The 18,767-nt window shown below is 39.1% G+C and carries 21 protein-coding genes; 4 read left to right on the plus strand and 17 right to left on the minus strand.

The window, feature by feature from the left end; genetic code table 11:
- From HMPREF2619_RS05030 to HMPREF2619_RS10775, 4 genes are all read right to left on the minus strand, one after another.
- On the minus strand, positions 1-4,308 hold a 4,308-nt coding region (locus tag HMPREF2619_RS05030), incomplete at its 3' end, for a Spy0128 family protein (RefSeq protein WP_148130371.1).
- Positions 4,309-4,719: 411 nt separating this feature from the next.
- Positions 4,720-5,355, minus strand: a complete 636-nt coding sequence (locus tag HMPREF2619_RS05035) for an SGNH/GDSL hydrolase family protein (protein ID WP_070459622.1) — start codon at positions 5,353-5,355, stop codon at positions 4,720-4,722.
- Position 5,356: 1 nt separating this feature from the next.
- A complete protein-coding gene (locus HMPREF2619_RS05040) occupies positions 5,357-6,184 on the minus strand; it encodes an HAD family hydrolase (RefSeq protein ID WP_070459626.1) in 828 nt (275 codons plus the stop codon).
- A gap of 24 nt (positions 6,185-6,208) precedes the next feature.
- Positions 6,209-7,528, minus strand: coding sequence for a CapA family protein (locus HMPREF2619_RS10775; RefSeq protein WP_083279597.1), 1,320 nt, complete (start codon positions 7,526-7,528; stop codon positions 6,209-6,211).
- A gap of 160 nt (positions 7,529-7,688) precedes the next feature.
- On the opposite strand from HMPREF2619_RS10775, the gene def reads away from it, so the two are divergent.
- Both def and rlmB read left to right on the plus strand, forming a co-directional pair.
- Entirely contained in the window at positions 7,689-8,300 is a 612-nt protein-coding gene (def, locus tag HMPREF2619_RS05055) for a peptide deformylase (protein ID WP_001272935.1), read from the plus strand.
- 44 nt (positions 8,301-8,344) lie between these two features.
- Positions 8,345-9,073, plus strand: a complete 729-nt coding sequence (gene rlmB / locus HMPREF2619_RS05060; RefSeq protein ID WP_000855759.1) for a 23S rRNA (guanosine(2251)-2'-O)-methyltransferase RlmB — start codon at positions 8,345-8,347, stop codon at positions 9,071-9,073.
- Positions 9,074-9,254: 181 nt separating this feature from the next.
- Here rlmB and trxB read toward each other — a convergent pair whose 3' ends face one another.
- The 7 genes from trxB to HMPREF2619_RS05095 form a co-directional block, all read right to left on the minus strand.
- On the minus strand, positions 9,255-10,166 hold the full coding sequence (gene trxB, locus HMPREF2619_RS05065) for a thioredoxin-disulfide reductase (RefSeq protein ID WP_060955540.1): 912 nt from the start codon (positions 10,164-10,166) through the stop codon (positions 9,255-9,257).
- A gap of 65 nt (positions 10,167-10,231) precedes the next feature.
- Positions 10,232-10,456, minus strand: coding sequence for a DUF4059 family protein (locus tag HMPREF2619_RS05070; protein ID WP_000960970.1), 225 nt, complete (start codon positions 10,454-10,456; stop codon positions 10,232-10,234).
- Positions 10,457-10,535: 79 nt separating this feature from the next.
- Entirely contained in the window at positions 10,536-11,279 is a 744-nt protein-coding gene (locus HMPREF2619_RS05075; RefSeq protein WP_070459629.1) for an amino acid ABC transporter ATP-binding protein, read from the minus strand.
- Complete coding sequence (locus HMPREF2619_RS05080; RefSeq protein WP_070459632.1) at positions 11,279-12,079, minus strand: amino acid ABC transporter permease; 801 nt, start codon at positions 12,077-12,079, stop codon at positions 11,279-11,281. The genes HMPREF2619_RS05075 and HMPREF2619_RS05080 overlap by 1 nt, the downstream gene beginning before the upstream one ends.
- 156 nt (positions 12,080-12,235) lie before the next feature.
- Positions 12,236-12,592, minus strand: coding sequence for a Spx/MgsR family RNA polymerase-binding regulatory protein (locus HMPREF2619_RS05085; protein WP_070459635.1), 357 nt, complete (start codon positions 12,590-12,592; stop codon positions 12,236-12,238).
- A 12-nt stretch (positions 12,593-12,604) separates the two neighbouring features.
- The gene (locus HMPREF2619_RS05090) at positions 12,605-13,117 is read right to left on the minus strand and encodes a methylated-DNA--[protein]-cysteine S-methyltransferase (RefSeq protein ID WP_070459638.1); all 513 of its coding nucleotides are present in this window, start codon (positions 13,115-13,117) and stop codon (positions 12,605-12,607) included.
- Positions 13,110-13,610: a GNAT family N-acetyltransferase gene (locus HMPREF2619_RS05095; protein ID WP_070459641.1), complete on the minus strand. Its 501-nt coding sequence runs from the start codon at positions 13,608-13,610 to the stop codon at positions 13,110-13,112. Before HMPREF2619_RS05095 ends, HMPREF2619_RS05090 begins: the two co-directional genes overlap by 8 nt.
- A gap of 134 nt (positions 13,611-13,744) precedes the next feature.
- Here HMPREF2619_RS05095 and HMPREF2619_RS05100 point away from each other — a divergent pair, with 134 nt between their 5' ends.
- Together HMPREF2619_RS05100 and HMPREF2619_RS05105 are read left to right on the plus strand one after the other, a co-directional pair.
- Positions 13,745-14,200, plus strand: coding sequence for a DUF1836 domain-containing protein (locus tag HMPREF2619_RS05100; RefSeq protein WP_070459644.1), 456 nt, complete (start codon positions 13,745-13,747; stop codon positions 14,198-14,200).
- A complete protein-coding gene (locus HMPREF2619_RS05105; protein ID WP_061863265.1) occupies positions 14,190-14,837 on the plus strand; it encodes a PAQR family membrane homeostasis protein TrhA in 648 nt (215 codons plus the stop codon). The genes HMPREF2619_RS05100 and HMPREF2619_RS05105 overlap by 11 nt, the downstream gene beginning before the upstream one ends.
- A gap of 29 nt (positions 14,838-14,866) precedes the next feature.
- Here HMPREF2619_RS05105 and pdxT read toward each other — a convergent pair whose 3' ends face one another.
- From pdxT to HMPREF2619_RS05135, 6 genes are all read right to left on the minus strand, one after another.
- A complete protein-coding gene (gene pdxT / locus HMPREF2619_RS05110; protein ID WP_070459648.1) occupies positions 14,867-15,439 on the minus strand; it encodes a pyridoxal 5'-phosphate synthase glutaminase subunit PdxT in 573 nt (190 codons plus the stop codon).
- On the minus strand, positions 15,440-16,315 hold the full coding sequence (gene pdxS, locus HMPREF2619_RS05115; RefSeq protein WP_070459652.1) for a pyridoxal 5'-phosphate synthase lyase subunit PdxS: 876 nt from the start codon (positions 16,313-16,315) through the stop codon (positions 15,440-15,442). It lies immediately after the preceding gene.
- 137 nt (positions 16,316-16,452) lie between these two features.
- Positions 16,453-17,085 (minus strand): Pr6Pr family membrane protein, encoded by a 633-nt coding sequence (locus HMPREF2619_RS05120; RefSeq protein ID WP_070459655.1) that lies wholly within the window; start codon positions 17,083-17,085, stop codon positions 16,453-16,455.
- 2 nt (positions 17,086-17,087) lie between these two features.
- Positions 17,088-17,426: a zinc ribbon domain-containing protein YjdM gene (locus HMPREF2619_RS05125; protein ID WP_049548267.1), complete on the minus strand. Its 339-nt coding sequence runs from the start codon at positions 17,424-17,426 to the stop codon at positions 17,088-17,090.
- 139 nt (positions 17,427-17,565) lie between these two features.
- Positions 17,566-18,237: a (d)CMP kinase gene (gene cmk, locus HMPREF2619_RS05130; protein ID WP_045762908.1), complete on the minus strand. Its 672-nt coding sequence runs from the start codon at positions 18,235-18,237 to the stop codon at positions 17,566-17,568.
- A gap of 8 nt (positions 18,238-18,245) precedes the next feature.
- Complete coding sequence (locus HMPREF2619_RS05135; RefSeq protein ID WP_070459659.1) at positions 18,246-18,734, minus strand: SAG1386/EF1546 family surface-associated protein; 489 nt, start codon at positions 18,732-18,734, stop codon at positions 18,246-18,248.
- Positions 18,735-18,767 lie beyond the last annotated feature (33 nt).

Consider the following 18,767-nt stretch of genomic DNA (forward strand, 5'->3'; position numbering starts at 1 on the left):
TGTATCTGTTCCAGCTACTTCACGTACAGTGTATGTATGAGAACCTTCTTTATCGTAAGAAATCGCGTCAAACTGGATAGTTCCATCAGCCGCATTTTTCTTAGTTTGGATGACTCTACCATTTTCAACTAATTCAAATGTGAAGGCATCCTTCGTAAGCTCTTTACCTTCAAGTTTCTTAGTGAACTTGAATTGAGCTTGTGTTTCAGCAGGTGTGAAGGTATTGTTGAACTCTGCATCTGCAGGAAGTGTATTTGTTGCTTTAAGAACGTGACCTTCTTTAGTAACAGTAATCGTTACTTCAGCTTTCATTGGGTCATAAGTCATTCCTGCTTCTTTATTTTCTGGAATAACCTCTTCTACAGTGTACTTGTGAGTACCAACTTGTGTATTATCAAAGGTCAAGTCATCAAAGGCTACAACACCTGCTTTAGTATTGGTCTTAGTTTGAAGAGTATTACCATCTGCATCTTTCAATACAAATGTAAATTCGCCTTCTTTTAACTCACGACCTGCAAGAGCCTTACTGAAGTCAAACTTAGTCTTAACTGGAGCTACTGCAAAGTTGTTGAACTCTGTATCTGCAGGCATTGTAACATTAGCAGTCAAGACACCAGATGCAGCGTCTTTCGTTACATTAACTGTTACGACTGCATTCATTGAATCGTAGTCGATATTTGTATCTGTTCCAGCTACTTCACGTACAGTATAGGTATGAGCACCTTCTTTATCATAAGAAATCGCGTCAAACTGGATAGTTCCATCAGCCGCATTTTTCTTAGTTTGGATGACTCTACCATTTTCAACTAATTCAAATGTGAAGGCATCCTTCGTAAGCTCTTTACCTTCAAGTTTCTTAGTAAACTTGAATTGAGCTTGTGTTGCAGTTGGGGTAAAGGTATTGTTAAATTCTTTATCTGCTGGAAGTGTTGCTACAGCTGTAAGTGCATGACCTGATTTGGTAACAGTAACTGTCACATTAGCCTTCATGGTGTCATAAGTCATACCAGCTTCTTTTGTTTCTGGGATAACTTCTTCTACAGTGTACTTGTGATCACCAACTTGAGCATTTGTAAATGTCAAGGCATCAAATTTAACCTTACCAGCGGCATCATTTTGTTTTGTTTGGATAACAGTGCCATCTTTGTCTTTCAATACAAAGCTAAATTCACCAGCCTTAAGTGTACGACCTGCAAGAGCTTTGCTGAAGTCAAATTGAGCTGTTACTGGTGCCACTACATGGTTGTTAAAGACTTTATCATCTTCACCAGTTGCTTCACCACCAGTAGAGGTCATTGCAGTTTTAGCTGACAAAAGACCAGTACTTGCATCTTTGGTTACAGTTACTTTAACTGCGATAGTCATTGCATCGTAGTCTACATCAGCTTTATCGCCTTTAATTTCTTTAACAGTATAGTTGTAGACACCCACTTGATCAAATGACAATTCGCTGAAGTTAATCTTACCATTAACTTTATTTGTTACAGTTTCATTAACATTGTTATCACCAGTCAAAGTGAAGCTAAAGTCACCTGCATTCAAGTTACCATTTGAGAGTGATTTATCAAACTCAAGGTTTACTTTAACAGGAGATGGTGTGAAGGTATTGTTGAATTCTGTATCTGCAGGAAGTGTGTTTGTTGCTTTAAGAACGTGACCTTCTTTAGTAACAGTAATCGTTACTTCAGCTTTCATTGGGTCATAAGTCATTCCTGCTTCAGAACCTTGAACTTCTTCTACAGTATACTTGTGAGTACCAACTTGTGTATTGTCAAAGATCAAGTCGTCAAAGGCTACAAGACCTGCTTTAGTATTAGTTTTAGTTTGAAGAACAGTTCCTTTTGAATCTTTCAATTGGAAAGTGAACTCACCAGCTTTCAATTCACGACCTGCGAGAGCCTTGCTGAAGTCAAACTTAGTCTTAACTGGTGCTACAACATAGTTGTTAAAGACTTTATCATCTGCACTTGAAGCAAATCCACCAATACCACTGTATTTAACAGAAGCTTGTAAAACACCTTTAGAATCTTCAGTTACAGTAACAGTCATAGTAACTGTCATTGCATCGTAGTCAACGTTTGTATCAGAACCTTTTGTTTCAGTGATTTTGTATTTATAAGTACCAGCTTTATTGAAGGTCAGCTTGCTGAATGTAGCTTTACCAGCTTTATTGGTAACTGTTTCTTCGTATTTGTCAGGACTACTCTTATCTTCTGTTAATTTGAAAGTAAATTCACCATCAACAAGTGCACGTCCTTCCAGTTGTTTTTCAACTTCTGGAGTGACTTCAACTGGCTCTTGTTTTACGTAATAATAGATAGGTTGTTTATACGGTGTCAAAGTGTTAAGCAAGTCAACGTTTGTACCGATACCACCAACTCCACGTTCTAATTGTGCGTTAGCTGAACCGTGTCCAATCCCGTCTCCTAAGAATGGTACGAATACTGTTTTATATGGCGTATATCCTGCAGCTTTTTGGAAATCGAATGTAACTTCTACACCATTTGGATGGTTAACACCATCAGCACCAGTGAATGCAATTGTATTAAGAGGTGTTTTTTTAACAACTAATTCTTGTGTATTATGTTCACCTGGTTTAATAGGTTTCGTTTCTGCAAGCAACATATAGCCATCAGTACTTAATGAACCATCAGAACGCTTGCTTTGTTGTCTTGGATCTAATAAGTAAACACGAATAACTACTGAACCGTCTTCTCCAACAACTTCTTTGATACGTTTGATACCGTATCGGTCCGCATCCATGAATTTAGAACCGATAGTATAAGGACGATTTACAAAGCCTGATTGATCATTTGCATCAGCTCTTTGATACAATTTATATCCATCAAATTGGCGCTCACCAGATGCTGTGAATCTTTGTCCTTCTTCAGCTTTAAGTGTATATCTAGCTAAGTCTACTTCATTACCATTTTCTTTATAATCTTGAACAGTTTTATCCGTTTTATTAGCGTTGAAAGTAGGGTTGTTTTTATCAACTACTTTATAGTAAGTTGTTTTATTAATTGTTTCTGGTATTTTAGCGTTTGAATCAGTAATTGTACGGCCATTGTAAGCTGGTTCAACAACGTTTAGAACATCTGTTGTAGTACGAGCATTATAAACCGCAGTATAAAGTGTTTGCTCTGCTGGCGTAAGTGTGTGTCCAGCAGCAACTAAATCTGTTATACTCTTTCCAATTTCATAACCATTTTGAATAAATGGTTGAGTAGTTTTACCTTTTTCAGCAGTACCTGCTTTATAATCCACTTGGAAGGTTAATTGACTATTAGACGCAGCTGTGGTAGTAGTGAATTTTTGAACACCACTAGAGGCAGTAATTGTTCTTGTTTCAACTACAGCACCAGTCGTTTTATCGATTAAATCAACATTTGTATCTGTAGATTCATCAAATCTCTTATAGGCACGAGCATAGTATTTTGTACCATAACGTTCATTGAATCTAGTTAAATCCCAGATAGCGTATGTATACCAATCTCCCTCTTTAGCAGAGTAACCAGCTGGTACCGTTTGAGAACGAACACTTGCACCATTTGAATCTGTCATATTAGGTGTAGCAACTTCACCATCCTTTAGGTAAGTAGTTACAGCAATTGGTTTAGAGTTATGATCTCCAGATACAACTTCTTCAGTTGCGGCGCGACGATTACGGCGACGACCACCATTTGTAGCTAATGCACCTGCATTTACTGTATTTTCAGCTGCCAAAGCTAGTGTTTCTGTATCTACTAGTGGTTTTGCTTCAACATTAGCTGCACTAGCATTTGTATCAAGGCTAGTTACCTCAGCTACAGCTGAAAGTTCTGCTTTAGGTTCAGATTTTTCCTCTGATTTAGATTCAGTCTTTTCTTCTGCCTTAGGCTTAGCTACTACAACTTCTTTTGCTTTTGAAGCAGTTGTTGCTACTGGCTTAGAAGTCTCTGGTTTTGCCTCAGGACTAACAGATGTTTTTTCCTCAGTTTTTTCAGCTTTTGTTTCTTCAGATTTTACTTCAGTTGGTTCTGATTTTACTTCTTCAGACTTAACTTCAGGTGTTGATGTTTCTGACTTAACTTCTGAAGTTTCAGAATTAGCTGAAGTTGCCACATCCGTTGATGGCTCTTTCAACTTTTCCTTGTCGTTATTGTCGACTAGTTCAGTATTCTCAGCAGTTTGCTTTGCTACAATCTCAGCAGCGTTTACCGCACTACCGTTAGCCATCATGAAGCTAAGGGTCGTTCCTAAGAAAACTGATGCGACACCAACTTTGTATTTTCTTAAAGAAAATCGTTGTTGCTCTCTTCTTATCATGTGATAAGTTCTCCTTTTTAACATTTTAACTAATAATATGTAAGATTATTGAGTTTTTCCGAAAATAAAATACTCTTCCCCATAATATCAGTAACGCTACTAGTATACCATACTACAGGACTCATAGCAAGAATAACGATCCTCCAAAACTATATCCGCAAAGTGTATAATATGCATTTATACAGAATATTTAATAGCTGTAAATGTTAAATTCACATATCTAAATCTCTATTTTTATTCCTTCTTTTTACTTTATATAGCAAAAAGACTCTAGTATTCAAGGTAATTTATACTAAAAACAAAAAATTCAACTTATAGACCATAGTGAATGTTTATCACTTTTTTATATCTACAAGAAGAATTTTTTTATTATTTATGATTCTTAAACTTATCTCACATTAGCGAATCAATCTAGAAAATATATTTTTTTAGAGTACTTGATAAAGCCTGGTAACCAGAGACGCTGAGGTGAAGGCCATCTGTTGTGAAGTCTGACTTGAGTTGACCTTTCTGATCTAGTAAGTTCTCAAAAACAGGCACAAATTCAACCTGCATATAGGCAGAGGCTAGGTCTTGATAGGCTTGGTTCCACGCCTTGATTTTCTCATTGGTACGAATATACACTGTCTGTTTAAAATCCTCACCTTCATTGACAGGCAAGATGGAAACTAGCTTTATCTGTGACAGTGGATAATCACGAGAAATGGTTTGAATCACACTCTCGAGATTGGTCAGCGTTTGACTCATTGGAATATCTTTTCCAATGTCATTTGTCCCAATCAAAAGTACAATTTGATCCACTGCATCACCATAGAGGTGGGCATCAAGGTTATCTAGTAAAAGTCCGGTCTGATAACCACGAATCCCTCTATTCACAATGGTCTTTGTTGTCCCTAGTAATTCTTGCAAGGGAAAATACTCAACAATAGAATCTCCAACAAAGATGATATCTGGTTCGATTACTGCAATTTGATTGAGTTCACGATACTTGGTTTGAATTTTCTCCTGCTCTTTTAAGAGCCAGTTTTCTAATAGTCGTACTGCCAAGTTATTCTCCTTCTTCTAGCCAGTTTTCTAAAACTTGGTAAACCCCTGCCTGACTGTTTGCTGGCGCTACTTCTGTCGCAATTTCCTTGACTCTATCCTCTGCATTTTCCATTGCGTAAGAAATACCTGCCAACTCTAACATTTCAATGTCATTTTCACTGTCTCCAAAAGCCATGATTTGTTCGGGTTTTAAGTTCCAACGTTTGAGCAATTCTTCTAAGCCCCAAGCCTTATGAATCCCATCTTGTAAGATATCAATACAACCGTATCCACTAGAAACAGCTCGCACATGCCCATCAAATAAGTCATTGATTTCCTGTAAAACCGAATCGGATCGTTCTTCACCAACAACCATACTCATCTTGAGAACACCACCGAAGAGTTTAGAGTCAAATTCATCGACGAAGTGCATCCGTTGATAGAGCTTTTCAATCATCTCTGGAGTCATAAATTTATCTAGTTCTGTAAAAACAGTACCTTTCTTTACAAAACCACCATTCATAGCAGTTACGACAAACTGATCCTGACATTCTCTACCTTTAAAATGGCCCAAAGCCCTATCAACCATGGCATCATCCCAAGTTTGTGCTTGAAGCAATTCATTGTTTTCGAATATCCGAGCACCATTAGCAACTACCAGAACGACTCTTTCTGCTAAATGTCCCAGTAATTGTCTCATACGATGAACTTCATTTCCAGTCGCAATGACAAACCGAACGCCACGGTGGTCCAGCTTATCCAAAATTTTCTCTAAGCGAGGAAGGTCTAATTGACCTCTTGGATCTAACAAAGTACCATCCATATCCGTTGCTACTATCTTAATTTCCATTTTGTCTCCTTGAGATTCGAATCACTACCACTTCAAACCTACATGTTCATTCATTTCTTTATAGGCTGTATCAATCTGTTGCTTGGTGGCCTCGTCTAACTGACTACGGTATTTCCCGCCCTCTATAAAATCTTCCAAGATATAGGTTTGGTAAAGATAGAGTGGGTAGCCTTCTGGAGAATAACCCCCTTTTGGAGTACGACTCACCCAGCTTGGATGGGCTTGAGCCGTCTCGATAGTTGTTTTACCGGATTTCTTCTTAATGGTCACATCCATGAGAACTCCACGTTCCGTCCACTTGGCATTTTCCACATCCTGCATGGTTTCAATCCGTTGATTTGAGATGAAATTCCCCATAGAGTAAATGATAAGCTTTTTATCACCGTCTTTTTCAACCGTTTCAGCTGGTTCAACAACGTGAGGATGACCACCAAAGATAATATCAGCTCCCCAATCAATCATTTTATGGTAAAGTTTCTTTTGCTCCTCAGTCGGCTCAATTTGATACTCAACTCCCATCTGAGGCATGATAATTGTAATATCTGCCTCCTTCTCTGCTCGTTCAATTTCAGCCTTCATTTTATCTTCGTCTAAGTCTGAAAGATAACGATTATAATCCTCTTGTGAAATGCTTTGTTCAATGCCGTTAAAACCATAGGAATAAGCTAAAATAGCAACTTTAATACCATTAACTTCCTTGATAACTAAAGGAGCCTTATCTCGTGATTCATGGGTATAGACCCCGACCGGTGTCATTCCTGCCTTTTCAATAGCATCTGCAGTTGAAATCACTCCCTCAATCTGAGAATCCAAGATATGATTGTGAGCCAAATCTAGCACTTGATAGCCTGCATCTTTTATAGCATCCATAACTTCACCAGGTGCATTGAACAAGGGGTATCCTGCAAGATAGTGGTCTTTATTTACAGTTCCTTCAAAATCACCAATGACTAAGTCAGCTTGCTTCAGCCAGGGTTTTACATACTCAAAATTTTCATGGAAATCATAGGTGCCGTCTGATTTTTTGGCTGAAATGTAGATAATGTCATGATAGAGCAAATCACCATTTGCCATGATACGCGCACTCGTTTCTTGTTCCGTCTCTGCATTCTTTGCCTGAGAACTTGACTCTTGGTGTGCGGAACTTGGATCACTACTGCTTAAAGAAATCCCTCGAGCTCCTTCCACTAATAAAGTAAGCATCATCGAGACAGCTACCGAAGCTAACAAGACCACAATAAAAGTGCGATTATTCCACTGCTTATAGTTCCTGAAAAACCGAACGGAATGTCTAATAGCTTGTAAAACGGGACCATTTTTTCTTTTTCTACTACGTTGTTCCATCATTTTTCTCCCATGATTTTAAAGTCTATTTTCTTACTCTATTATACCACAGACAAATAGGTATTTCCTTTTATTATATTATTTTTTAGCAACTTCTGTGACTTTCTTTCTCATCTGTTTTGTGTTATCATGTAATTGTAATAGAAGGAAAGGAAAGAATATGTCTGCTATAGAACGAATTACCAAAGCTGCTCATTTAATCGATATGAAAGATATTATCCGAGAAGGGAACCCTACTCTTCGTGCTGTTGCCGAGGAAGTCAGTTTCCCTTTGAGTGATCAAGATATCATTCTTGGAGAAAAAATGATGCAATTTTTGAAACACTCGCAAGATCCTGTTATGGCTGAAAAATTAGGTCTACGTGGAGGAGTTGGACTTGCTGCACCGCAGCTCGACATCTCAAAACGCATCATCGCCGTACTGGTACCAAATATCACTGAGGAAGGTGAAACTCCTCAAGAAGCCTATGATTTACAGGCTGTCATGTACAATCCGAAAATTGTATCCCACTCAGTCCAAGACGCTGCTCTAGGCGAGGGAGAAGGTTGCTTGTCTGTTGACCGTGCTGTTCCAGGCTATGTTATCCGCCACGCTCGAGTAACCGTTGACTATTTTGATAAGGATGGAGAAAAGCACCGCATCAAACTTAAGGGCTATAACTCTATTGTAGTTCAACATGAAATTGACCACTTAAATGGCATTATGTTCTATGATCGTATCAATGAAAAAGACCCATTTGAAGTTAAAGATGGCCTGCTCATTCTTGAATAAAGAAAATCCCGTTGCAAGACGGGATTTTGTGTTATAATGAAGATATGAAAACAAACGATATTGTCTATGGCGTTCATGCCGTCACAGAAGCTCTTTTAGCAAATACTGGAAACAAACTCTACCTTCAGGAAGATTTACGAGGAAAGAATGTGGAAAAAGTTAAGGAATTGGCTACTGAAAAGAAAGTATCCATTTCTTGGACTTCCAAAAAATCACTTTCTGAGATGACTGAAGGAGCTGTTCACCAAGGTTTTGTCTTGCGCGTTTCTGAATTTGCCTACACTGAACTTGAGCAGATTCTTGCTAAGACACGCCAGGAAGAAAACCCACTACTACTAATCCTTGATGGTTTAACGGACCCACATAATCTTGGTTCTATCTTGAGAACAGCGGATGCAACCAATGTTTCAGGTGTCATTATTCCAAAACATCGAGCAGTTGGTGTAACACCCGTAGTTGCAAAAACAGCAACAGGTGCGATTGAACACGTTCCTATTGCTCGAGTCACTAATCTTAGCCAAACCTTAGACAAACTTAAGGATGAAGGTTTCTGGACATTTGGTACTGATATGAACGGAACTCCTTGCCACAAATGGAATACCAAAGGAAAGATTGCTCTCATCATCGGAAATGAAGGCAAAGGTATCTCTAGCAACATCAAAAAACAAGTGGACGAGATGATCACTATTCCAATGAATGGGCACGTACAGAGCCTCAATGCCAGCGTCGCTGCAGCCATTCTCATGTACGAAGTTTTTCGAAATCGACTCTAATAAAAAGTGAGGTTGGGACAAAAGATCCCGACCTCACTTTTTATTAGCAATCAAACTTTGACGCGGTAGCTGATTGAACTTTTTGTTCGTCTTTTAGACTCCAAAAAGCTCCTAATCATCCTCGCAGGGCTGGAACTTCGAAATCTAGACTTTGTCTATCGTTTTCTGTCCCACCGCCTTTTTAATAATGTTCGGTAATATATTTGTAGGCCTCTTGACCTGCAATAGCGCCATCTCCAACAGCTGTTGTAACTTGGCGAAGGTCTTTTTGACGAACATCCCCAACCGCAAAGACACCTGTAACACTTGTCTTCATGTGATCATCTGTCACAATCCAACCTGCCTGGTCGCGAATCTGCAACTCTTGGACAAAGTCACTAACAGGGTCTAAACCAACATAGATGAAGACACCACCAAAAGCTTGTTCTGTCACCTGACCTGTTTTAACATTTTCAATCACAACCGATTCCACACGGTTTTCACCCTTGATTTCTTTAACGACAGAATCCCAAATGAAGTTGATTTTTTCATTGGCAAAGGCACGATCTTGCAAGACCTTTTGGGCACGTAGTTCATCTCGACGGTGAACAATGGTAACAGATTTTGCAAACCGTGTTAAGAAGATAGCCTCTTCAACTGCGGAGTCACCTCCACCTACGACCAACAAATCCTGGTCGCGGAAAAAGGCTCCATCACAAACTGCACAGTAAGAAACTCCACGACTATTGAGTTCTTCTTCTCCTGGAACCCCCAAGAGACGGTGCTTAGAACCAGTCGCTACGATAACTGTGCGCGTTTCATAAACTTGGTCGTCTGTTACGACTTTTTTGAATTCGCCATGATCCTCAACATTTTCAACGAAACCATAGAGATGCTCAACACCTAGATTTTCAAGAGGTTCAAACATCTTTTCAGCTAATTCAGGACCACTGATATTAGCATAACCTGGATAGTTTTCAATGTCAGAGGTATTATTCATCTGACCACCAGGAAGTCCACCTTCAATCAAAGCAACTTTCAAATTGCTACGTGCTGCGTACAAGGCTGCAGTCATCCCAGCAGGCCCTGCACCGATAATAATCGTATCGTACATTCACTTTCCTTCTTTCTTGTTGTAACTATTTTTATTCTAACGGATTAAATCCCATTTTACAACTATTAAGCCTTGAGAACCAACAAAATGCTCATGGTTGCAAATGACAATACTGGAATTGTTAAAACTCCAATCATAATCATATCGTAGAGATGGGCTTGACGTGCTTTAGCAGTTTTGTCAACCCCAGACAGAGCTCTAAGTCCAATCCAGAGTCCCAAAATAATCAAGACCAGTAGAATTGTCAACACTAAACTCTCTAAATACAAAGCAAATAGCTGAACTAGCATGCTCTCTCTCATTTCTATTAATTTTAAAGAGCAAACCCAGTTAGCCTAGCTAACTGAGTCTTTCTTATCTTCTATTATATCAAATATAGGTTCGTTTGTAACTAGCAAAGAATTCTTTTGTACGTTCTTCTTTAGGATGATTGATAATCTCATCTGGTGTTCCAGACTCAATAATCTTTCCTTTATCCAAGAACAAAACCTTATCAGCTACTTGAGAAACAAAGGACATATCGTGACTGACTAAAATCATGGTTTGACCTGATTTAGCTGCATTAACGATAGATCTTTCTACCTCACCAACCAATTCTGGGTCAAGGGCTGAAGTAGGTTCATCCAAGAGCAAGATTGCTGGCTTCATAGCTAAAGCACGCGCCAAAGCTACCCGTTGTTTTTGTCCACCTGATAAATGGCGAGGATAGTGCTGTTGACGATCTGAAAGACCAACCTTAGCCAACTCTTCTTTGGCAATCTTAGTTGCTTCTTCGTCGGAAAGTTTTTTAACAACTACCAAACCTTCCTTGACATTGTCTAAGGCTGTTCTACGCTCAAACAAATTGAACTGTTGGAACACCATGGACAACTTGCGACGAAGAGTCAAGATTTCATCTTGAGTAATTTGAGAAAAGTCAACTTTGAAATCATCAATCTGAATACTTCCACTATCAGGTGTTTCCAGATAATTTAGGCTACGAAGAAAGGTTGACTTCCCCGCTCCTGAGGAACCAATCAAAGCTACTACTTCCCCTTTTTGAATATCTAAATTCAGATGATCCAAGACGGTTTGACCAGAAAAGGATTTGCTTAAATTTGAAATCTTAATCATTAGCGAAGGTCTCCTTTCACATCTGTTTTCGAATTATCTGGTGCTTCGATTGCCATTTTTTTCTCAATAAAGCGGCCAAGATTTTCAATAGCGATATTTACCACCCAGTATACAAGGGCAACTGAGATGAAACGTTCGAAGTAACGATAGTCGGCACCACCCAAAATCTGAGCTTGGGCAAAGACTTCTACAACACCCGCACTAAAGGCTAGGGAAGTCCCCTTAGTCAAACCGATTAGGGAGTTAATCAAGGTTGGAGTCGCTACTACCGCTGCATTGGGAATAATCACACGACGGTAAACTTGTGCACGTGTCATTCCAAGACTACGAGCGGCTTCAATCTCTCCAGGATTGACAGAAAGAATAGCGGCACGGATAGTTTCACTAGCGTAAGCTGCTTCGTTAAAAGCAAAAGCTACAATGGCAAAAGCTGCGGCTGGAATCGCATTGATATTAAAAGCAGTTCCCCATTGTTGATTCAACGCTTTTAATGCTAGAGGAATTCCATAGTAAGTCAACATCAACTGCACTAGGATTGGTGTCCCTTTTAAGAAACTAACAAAGAATGCTTGTAATGGATAAAGAATTCTAACGCGATTAATTTTTACAATAGCAAAAACCAAGGCCAAGATTATACCAAAAAAAGCACCAAATACTGTCAACATCAATGTTGTTGGCAATTGTTGTACAATTCTTGGAATCCCATCAAAGACAGAACGAAAACTAAACAGTTTGCCGTCTGGAATATACTGCATCAAGTTTTGGTACCAATCTGATGCTAAAATTGTTGTAACATTCATAGAAACATCCTCTCCTGATAATGAATCATTCTATCATACTTCTGCCTAGATTTAAAATATTTGCTACGAGCAGAAGAGACTTTGTCTACCTACTAGTTTATCATACTTTAAAAGCGTGAGGTTATATATTTTACCTATCAAGGAGATAGAAAAAAACTATTTCAAATCCAAATTGTCGTAGATTTTACGATAACCAATCTGCTTCACAGCACCATCCTCCACTAATATTGGACGTTTTAATAACATACCATCACTGGCCAAGAGTTTGGCTGCTTCTTTATTGGATAAAGTTCCAACCTTGTCTTTTAAACCAAGTTCACGGTATTTAATACCACTAGTATTGAAAAATTGCTTCAACTCAAATCCTGAAGTTTCAAGCCAATTTAAAATGACTTCTTCACTCGGAGTTTCTTCTACAATATGAACATCTTTATACTCTATTCCGAGTTGATCTAACTCTTTTTTGGCTTTTTTACAAGTTGTACATTTTGGATATTCGATAAATTCTAACATTTTCTTTTCTTTCTATTCCTTATTCTCTTGAAATACTGCACCTTCATGCTTTAAGAGCCAAGCCTTCTTGTCAATTCCTGAAGCATAGCCCGTCAGCCGATTGCCAGCACCTAATACGCGGTGACAAGGTACTAGGATAGACCATGGGTTGCGCCCCACAGCACCTCCGATTGCCTGAGCCGAAGCTATCTGCAAGTCCTTAGCTATTTGTCCATAAGTAACTGTCTGACCAAAAGGAATTCGCCGCAAGTAGTTCCAGACTCTTTTTTCGAAATCACTACCTACAGGAGCTAAAGGTAACTGAGACAAATCTTGATTTTGTCCTTTGAAATAAGCATCTAAATAGCTAGCAATCTGATTTAAAATGGGATGACTTTCCACCTCAACTAGATTACCTAGCGACAAGCCTCTCTCAAAATAACTCTGTGCTTCAACCCATATCCCAAACAGATAGTGATCATCTGCTACCAAAGATAAGATCCCAATCGGAGACTTGTACAGTATCTTTGCATATTTCTTAGGCATTTGATTTTAATTTTTGATAGGCCAAGCGTTCTCCATCTACTGGAACTTTACCGACCTGTTTAAAACCAAGCTTTTCAAAGATATGTTGCATGGCCTTGTTTTTAGCATGTGTATCTGAACGAAAATCTAGGTAATCAAAGCCTTCAATCAAGCCTTCCAAGAAGGTCTGGGCAACACCTTGGCCTTGGACATCTCTAGAAACCGCAATCCGATGAAATACAAGGTATTCTGGTTCTCTTCCTTCCCAACCTCCATCATAAATGGCTTCATAAGCTTTTTCTGGACTTTTAGTCACTGCTGCATAGGCTAAAAGTTCTCCTTCGTCCAAGGCTACATAAGCCTGACCAGAGATGATATCTTCAATAATCGTGTCGGCATTTGGGTAACCATTTTGCCACTGGGTGCTACCAGCTTCCGCCAAGCATTTTTTAGCTTCCTCAATCACCTGCATAATTGCATCTACTTCGTTTGGAAAGGCTAAACGAATTTCCATCTTATCTCCTCTTTTCTGACTGGTTTCTCTCATCATAGCATAATTTAAAGCTTTCTACAAGCAGTTAAAACTTGACTTTTTATTTCTATTATTTTATAATCTAGTTATCGAAACTAGATAAACAGGAGTTGGAAATGAAAACTACTTTTTCCTACCCAGAATGGGACGAAATTCCAAACATTGATCTCTATTTGGATCAGGTCCTACTTTATGTGAATAAAGTTTGTTCCCCTATTTCTCTTGCTAAAGAGAAAGGTTTAACTGCATCAATGGTGAACAACTATGTGAAGCACGGCTATATCAGTAAACCTGAAAAGAAAAAATACCAACGCAAACAAATTGCCCGATTGATTGCTATAACAACACTCAAGTCTGTTTTTTCAATCCAGGAAATTGCTCAAACCCTAAACACCCTACACACAGAGACTAACTCACAAGAACTTTACAATGCTTTTGTGGACTATATGAATGAAGACATTGATCCAGCTAATTCCATTATCCAGGCAAGCTGCCAAACGGTCAAACTCTATCATCAAACACTTGCACTAGTCTATACAGAAAATATAGAGGAGGAAACAAATGAATACTAGTTTTAAACTTAGCAAGCGCCTTAGTTTTGGAGAAGAAATAGCAAACAGTGTCACCCATGCTGTAGGGGCACTTATCATGCTGATTTTGCTCCCTATCTCATCGACTTATAGTTATGAAGCTCATGGATTTTTATCGTCTGTCGGTGTGTCCATCTTCGTCATCAGTCTCTTTCTCATGTTCCTTTCATCGACTATTTATCATTCTATGGCTTATGGTTCCACTCATAAGTATGTCTTGCGCATTATCGACCATTCCATGATTTATGTTGCGATTGCAGGTTCTTATACTCCTGTCGTTTTGACCTTGATGAATAACTGGTTTGGTTATCTGATTATCGCCATTCAGTGGGGAACAACTATTTTTGGTATTCTTTATAAAATCTTTGCCAAAAAAGTCAATGAAAAATTTAGTCTGATACTCTACCTCATCATGGGTTGGCTAGTTGTGGCTATCCTACCAGCAATCATCAGTCAAACAAATCCAATCTTTTGGACTCTTATGGTATCAGGTGGGCTTTGCTATACAGTTGGTGCTGGTTTTTATGCTAAGAAGAAACCTTACTTCCACATGATCTGGCATCTCTTCATTCTGGCAGCTTCCGCTCTCCAATACATCGCCATTGTATATTACATGTAAAAATAGGCCGGGAAAATCCCGACCTATTTTTATTTGCACATATTGATAAAGTATTGATGCAAGCGAAGATCATTTGTCAATTCCGGATGGAAGGAGGTCACTAGCATATTCTTTTCTTGAGCAGCAACGATTTGATTGTTCACTACTGCCAGAACATCAACACCCTTACCAACTTCACTAATAATAGGTCCACGGATAAAGGTCATGGGAATCTTGCCAACACCCTTGCAGTCTGCTTCTGTATAAAAGCTTCCTAGCTGACGTCCATAGGCATTGCGCTCCACTACTATGTCCATAGTCGCTAGATGGCTTTCCTCTTGAGAAGTGATTTGTCTCGCTAGCAAAATCAAGCCTGCACAAGTTCCAAAGACTGGTAAACCATTGAGAATAGCCTCTCTTATAGGAAGTAGCATCTGCTGGTCACGTAGGAGTTTTCCCATAGCTGTCGACTCGCCTCCAGGTAAAATCAAACCTGACAGCTCACCTCGATGTTGCTGAAAGTCTTCTAGATTTCGCAGTTCAACACTTTCAACTCCTAGTTTTGCAAGGACTTTCTCATGCTCTACAAAGGCGCCTTGCAAGGCCAATATTCCAATTTTCATCTATTTTCCTCGCTCCGCCATGAGAATTTGGATTTCATTCTCATTGATACCAACCATGGCTTCTCCCAAATCTTCTGAGATTTGAGCTAAAATTTGAGGATTTTGATAGTTTGTAACTGCCTTGACAATTGCTGCTGCACGTTTAACAGGATCACCTGATTTGAAAATCCCTGAACCAACAAAGACACCTTCTGCACCTAGCTGCATCATAAGAGCAGCATCTGCAGGTGTTGCTACACCGCCTGCTGCGAAGTTCACGACTGGTAGTTTTCCATGTTCGTGAACGTATTGAACTAATTCTACAGGTACTTGGAGTTCTTTTGCTGCGACATAGAGTTCATCTTCACGTAGATTTTGAATGCGACGGATTTCTTGATTCATCATACGCATATGGCGGACTGCCTGAACGATGTCTCCTGTTCCAGGTTCCCCTTTTGTACGGATCATCGATGCTCCTTCAACGATACGACGCAAGGCTTCTCCTAGGTCTTTAGCACCACAAACAAAAGGAACTTGAAATTCTTTCTTGTTCACATGGAAACGATCGTCAGCTGGAGATAGCACTTCACTCTCATCGATATAGTCAATCTCGATGGCTTCTAAAATCTGTGCTTCAACAAAATGCCCAATTCGAACCTTGGCCATAACTGGAATGCTGACTGCGTCTTGGATTTCCTTAATCATCTTTGGATCACTCATACGAGAGACACCACCAGCTGCACGAATATCCGCTGGGATTCGCTCCAAGGCCATAACCGCTGCTGCACCTGCAGCCTCTGCAATTCTTGCTTGTTCAGGGTTTTGAACGTCCATAATGACGCCACCTTTAAGCATCTGAGCCAAATTTTTATTTAATTCATAACGATTTTCAGTCATTTTCTCTTCCTCAATAGTTGTATTGGTAGCTACAATTTTATTTTAAGGTAGAAATGACTCAAGTACAAGATAAAAAAAATCGATTTGTCTGGGTACAATTATCTCAATCATTAAAAAAGTACCCATATAAGGTACTCTTATTTCTTAGATTTTTTAATGTTTTTAACAAGATAAAACAGATATCCTGAAACCATATAGGCAACAAAGATAGTAGCTGCCCATCTAAAGACAAAGCCCCAACCATGTTTGGTAGCATTCAAAAAGAAATAAGGGAAGGGACTATCCTTAGCGTTAGGGACATCCATCTTTAGAACAAAACCGTTTAAGATGGCAAAAATCATATAAAACAAAGGAAGGCTGGTCCAAAGCATGGGATCAAACCACTTATATTGACGACTCTTATCAAAAATAATTGTATCTGCTAAAAACCAGAGAGGGACAATATAATGACAAAGGAAATTTTCTAAACGGTAAAAATCTGTCGTCAAGGGAGCTAGCATGAAATGATAGATGACACAAGTAATCATGATACTCATAGTGACACCACCTTTGAGACGTAGAATTCCTGGACTTTGCCAACTATCACTGCCACTACGCATCTTTAACAAAAGATAACCTGTAAAGATGACAACCAAAAGGTTGGAAAGGACTGTATAGTAAAGCAACATCCCTAAACCACCACGTTTGGTAATTTCCAGATAGACCCCTGTAAATGCTGCGAAAAACAAGAGAGTCCGACTGAAAAAAATAAATTTATTCCAAGTAGTCATGATTAAATCTTTTTAACAAATTCTGATTTCAATTTCATAGCACCAAAACCATCAATCTTACAATCGATGTTGTGGTCACCCTCAACAATACGGATGTTTTTCACACGAGTTCCTTGCTTAAGGTCTTTTGGAGCACCTTTTACCTTAAGGTCTTTGATCAAGGTTACTGTATCACCGTCAGCCAATTTATTTCCATTAGCGTCGATAGCAACAAGGCCTTCTTCAACCTCTACTTGCTCAGCAGGATTCCATTCATAAGCACACTCTGGGCAGACTAGCAAGGCTCCGTCTTCATAGACATATTCTGAATTACATTTTGGGCAATTTGGTAGATTGTTCATTTTATCTCCTTCTATTTTCATGATGGTTTGATTGTCAAATTTTCGTTAACAAAGACTATTATACCTTAAAATTAAAAATTTGACAAATTGGTAAAAAACCGACTCACCACTATCGTGGTCAATCGGTTAAAATTTCAAATTAAAAATGTTTGACTGCTTCTGATTTAATTTTTTCGACAACTTCTAAAATACTTAGCCCTGTCGTGTCCAGATAGATTGCATCATCTGCCTGCTTAAGAGGAGAAGTTTCACGATGACTATCTTTATAATCACGCGCAGCAATCTCTTCTTTCAAAGTTTCCAAATCTGTTTCGATCCCCTTTGAAAGATTTTCCTTATAACGTCGTTCTGCACGTTCATCCACTGAAGCAACAAGAAAAATCTTCAATTCAGCCTTAGGCAAGACCACTGTACCAATATCTCGACCATCCATGACGATTCCGCCTTGTTGGGCAATTTCTTGCTGGAGGGCTACCAATTTTTCACGAATAGCTGGAATAGCTGCAAAAGCTGATACAGCATTAGTTACTTCATTTTCTCGGATTGGATTGGTAACATCAACGTCTCCAACAAAAACAAGCTGTTCTCCTGTTTCGGCACGACCAAAACTAATCGGATATTGTTCCAATAATTCAAGAAGTCGAGATGACTCTTCTGGGCTTACTTGGTTGTTTAAAGCAATGTAAGTCGCAGCACGATACATGGCACCTGTATCCAGATAAGTATAGCCAAAGTCCTTAGCGATAATCTTAGCTACTGTACTCTTACCACTTGAAGCTGGACCATCAATAGCGATCTGAATTGTTTTCATTCTAACTCCTATCTTGTCTTAAGGACATCACCAGGATTTGCAAACCAAGTTCCTGAAGACATATGACCAGGGTTCAAGGCTTCAAGCTGGGCAATAGAAATACCTGCTCTAGCTGCAATAGCTGCCTCACCTTCACCTGCAAGGACAGTAATGGTTCCCTCAGCATTTGTATGTTCCTCTGAACTACTTGAAGAAGTTGATTCTGCTTCAGAACTTGATGATTCAACTGAACTACTTGATGATGTTGAAGAAACTTCCTCTACCTTAGGCGCAGAAGAATCATGGAAATCTTTCAAGGCTGCCGTACGATCACTTCCACCTGATGACAGGTAGATTAGAATGGCAATCATACCGACAACGATAACAAAGAAAATACAAGCCAAAATCGTTAAAATACGATTAGCTCCTACTCCTGATTCCTTATTTCCTCTGCTTCTGCGTTCCGAACGACTTTCCTCGATGTCGTAAATATCTTCTTGCCATGGTTCCTTTTCCATACCTTACTCCTTGTTTTTTTTCTAATTTCTTAT

Origin of the sequence: Streptococcus sp. HMSC074B11, from assembly GCF_001808705.1 — a bacterium.
Taxonomy (GTDB): Bacteria; Bacillota; Bacilli; order Lactobacillales; family Streptococcaceae; genus Streptococcus.